General features: G+C 74.0%; 3 protein-coding genes. 1 reads left to right on the plus strand and 2 read right to left on the minus strand.

What is annotated here, in order from left to right; translation table 11 throughout:
• Positions 1–109: 109 nt before the first annotated feature.
• Both MXD62_RS21445 and MXD62_RS21450 read right to left on the minus strand, forming a co-directional pair.
• Positions 110–649 (minus strand): carboxymuconolactone decarboxylase family protein, encoded by a 540-nt coding sequence (locus MXD62_RS21445; protein WP_248831283.1) that lies wholly within the window; start codon positions 647–649, stop codon positions 110–112.
• A complete protein-coding gene (locus MXD62_RS21450) occupies positions 649–1,212 on the minus strand; it encodes a peroxiredoxin (protein WP_248831284.1) in 564 nt (187 codons plus the stop codon). The genes MXD62_RS21445 and MXD62_RS21450 overlap by 1 nt, the downstream gene beginning before the upstream one ends.
• A gap of 110 nt (positions 1,213–1,322) precedes the next feature.
• On the opposite strand from MXD62_RS21450, the gene MXD62_RS21455 reads away from it, so the two are divergent.
• Entirely contained in the window at positions 1,323–2,285 is a 963-nt protein-coding gene (locus MXD62_RS21455; protein ID WP_248831285.1) for a LysR substrate-binding domain-containing protein, read from the plus strand.
• Positions 2,286–2,830 lie beyond the last annotated feature (545 nt).

Genomic DNA, 2,830 nt, shown 5'->3' on the forward strand with positions numbered 1-2,830 from the left:
GGCGTCGCGGTCGGGGGGACCGCGACGCCGGGCCTCGGTGAATATCAGCTGGGGGATGGCGGGCAGGGTGGGCGGGTGTCCGCCTGGCCCGCTCGACGGGGCAGGGGGCTCAGGCGGTGGCCGGCACCTGCTCGTGGCTCTCGATCGTCACGGCCACCGCGTGCACGACCGAGGCGACCCGGATCGCGTCCTGGATGACCTCGCGCGACACCCCCCGCCCACGCAGTTCGTGCTCGTGGGCGGTCAGGCACATGCCGCAGCCGTTCACCGCCGACGCGGCCAGCGACCAGAGCTCGAAGTCGACCTTGTCGACGCCGGGGTTGGCGATGGCGTTCATCCGCAGCCCGGCGCGCATCCTGGAGTACTCCTTGTCCTCCAGCAGGTGCAGCGTCCGGTAGTACACGTTGTTCATCGCCATCAGCGCGGCGGCGGTGCGAGCCGCCTTGGCGGCCTCGGGGCTGAGGTGCTCGAGCGCCTCGGCCTCGAGCTCGGTCAGGGTGGTCGCGCCGCGGCTGGCGATCGCCGCCGTCAGGACGGTGCCCCACAGCTGCTGGGGGTTCAGCTGCGACTGGGAGGTCACCGAGCCGAGGTTGAGGCGCAGGTCCTTGGCGTAGTCGGGAAGCAGCTCCCGCAGCCGGGCGACTCCCATCAGGCCGCGACCTCCGCCGGGGCCGGCGCCGCGGCGCCCAGGGTGGCCTCGCCCTTCTGCCAGTTGCACGGGCACAGCTCGTCGGTCTGCAGCGCGTCGAGCACCCGCAGCACCTCGGCCGGGTTCCGGCCGACACTGCCGGCGGTGACCATGACGAACTGGATGACGCCGTCCGGGTCGATGACGAAGGTCGCCCGCTGAGCCACACCGTCGTCGCCGAGCACTCCGGCGGCCGCGGTGAGCTCGCGCTTGATGTCCGCCAGCATCGGGAACGGGAGCTCGCGCAGGTCGGAGTGGTTCTGCCGCCATGCGAGGTGGACGTACTCGCTGTCCGTGGAGACGCCGAGGACCTGCGCGTCGCGGTCGGCGAACTCGGAGTTGAGCCGGCCGAAGGCGGCGATCTCGGTCGGACACACGAAGGTGAAGTCCTTGGGCCAGAAGAACACGACCCGCCACTGCCCGGTGCGGCTGGTGGAGGTCTCCTGGATGAACGCGGTGTCGGGGTCGCTCGACACGACGCCGGTCAGGTCATAGGCGGGGAACACGTCGCCGACGGTCAGCACCTGGACGATCTCCTTTCGGTGTGCCCCGGAGTGGAGCACGGGCTCCACTCTCGCGATCGGGGACTCAGAAGAGAAATCGAAAGATTCGGCAAGTCTGATAGCTTCTCTCTATGGCTCAACCTCAGCCCACGCTTGCTCAGCTACGAGCCCTCGTGGGTGTCGCGGATCACCGGCACTTCGGTCGGGCCGCGACCTCGCTGCACGTCAGTCAGCCGACGCTGTCGAGCGCCGTCGCCGCGCTGGAACGCACTTTGGGCATCCAGCTCGTCGAGCGGACGACCCGCAGCGTGCTGCTGACGCCGGTGGGGGAGGAGATCGTCCAGCGGGCGCGCGGGGTGCTCGGGGCCGTCGACGACATCGCCCAGCTCGCGGTGCGCGCGCGGGCGCCGCTGTCGGGCGACATCCGGCTCGGCGTCATCCCCACGGTGGCGCCCTACCTGCTGCCCCAGCTGCTGCCGTCGCTGCGGGCCCGCCGGCCGGAGGCGCGGCTGCGGCTGCGCGAGGCGCAGACGTCCGCGCTGCTGGAGGAGCTGCGCGGCGGCTCGCTGGACCTGGCGCTGCTCGCCCTGCCGACGGACGAGCCCGGGGTGGCCGAGCTGCCGCTCTACGACGAGGACTTCGTGCTCGTGACGCCCGTCGACCACCCGATGGCCGGCAGCGCCGCGCTGCCGGTCTCCTCCCTGTGTGGCCGGGACCTGCTCCTCCTCGAGGACGGCCACTGCTTCCGGGCGCAGGCCCTGGACGTCTGCCGCGAGGCCGGGGCACGCGAGCGCAGCGCGCTGCGCGCGGCGAGCCTGTCCACGATCGTGCAGATGGTCGCCGGCGGCCTGGGACTGACGCTGATCCCGGCGGCGGCGGTGGGCGTCGAGGTGGGGGAGGGGCGCGGCCTGGCGACGGCGACCTTCCGCGACCCGGCGCCGCGCCGGCGCATCGGCCTCGCCTACCGGACGACCTCGGCCCGGGTGGCGGACTGGACCCTGCTCGCGGCCGAGATCCGCGAGGCGCTGCCCGGCACGGGCCTGGAGGTCACGCCGGTGCCCGCACCCGAGCGGATACCGGCTCCCGTCGGCTGACCCGGCCCGCCCGGGTCGACCGCGGCTGCTCTCCGTGACGCCCGGCACGCGGCCGAGGCCCGCCCGCCGCCGCCCGCCCGGCCGCGCTCCGCCGGGCCTCCGCCCCGCCATGCCTCGCCCTCCGCGCGGTCCCAATCGGGATGGGAAACGTTGTGATCTCCGTGCCTGAATACCGTTTCCGTGGCCTGGAGCCGTTGCCGCGACGGTAAATTGGCCCGCGTTTGCGCGGGCGGTAGCTATTCGCCGGAATCGTCTCGCGTACCGCGCGTGGCCGGGTCAGCCGGTGCCCGCGCGGGCCGGATCGTCCGGTATCCGAAACCGGCCGGTGGCCCCGCGTCCGGGCGCCCTGGCGATCCGTGGCCGGCCGGTGGCCGATCCGTGGGCTGCTCCGTGGCTGATCCGTCGCGACGCCCGTGGCGATGGAATGTGTGCTGCGGTGACCCCGGCGGAACCGTCGTGCGGGGTTGGGGCGGGGGGGGGCCCCGCCCCCCCCCCCCCCCCCCCGGGGGGCCCCCCGGGGGGGGGGGGGGGCCCCCCCCCGCCCG

Origin of the sequence: Frankia sp. Mgl5, from assembly GCF_023242985.1 — a bacterium.
GTDB classification, from domain to species: Bacteria; Actinomycetota; Actinomycetes; order Frankiales; family Frankiaceae; genus Parafrankia; species Parafrankia soli.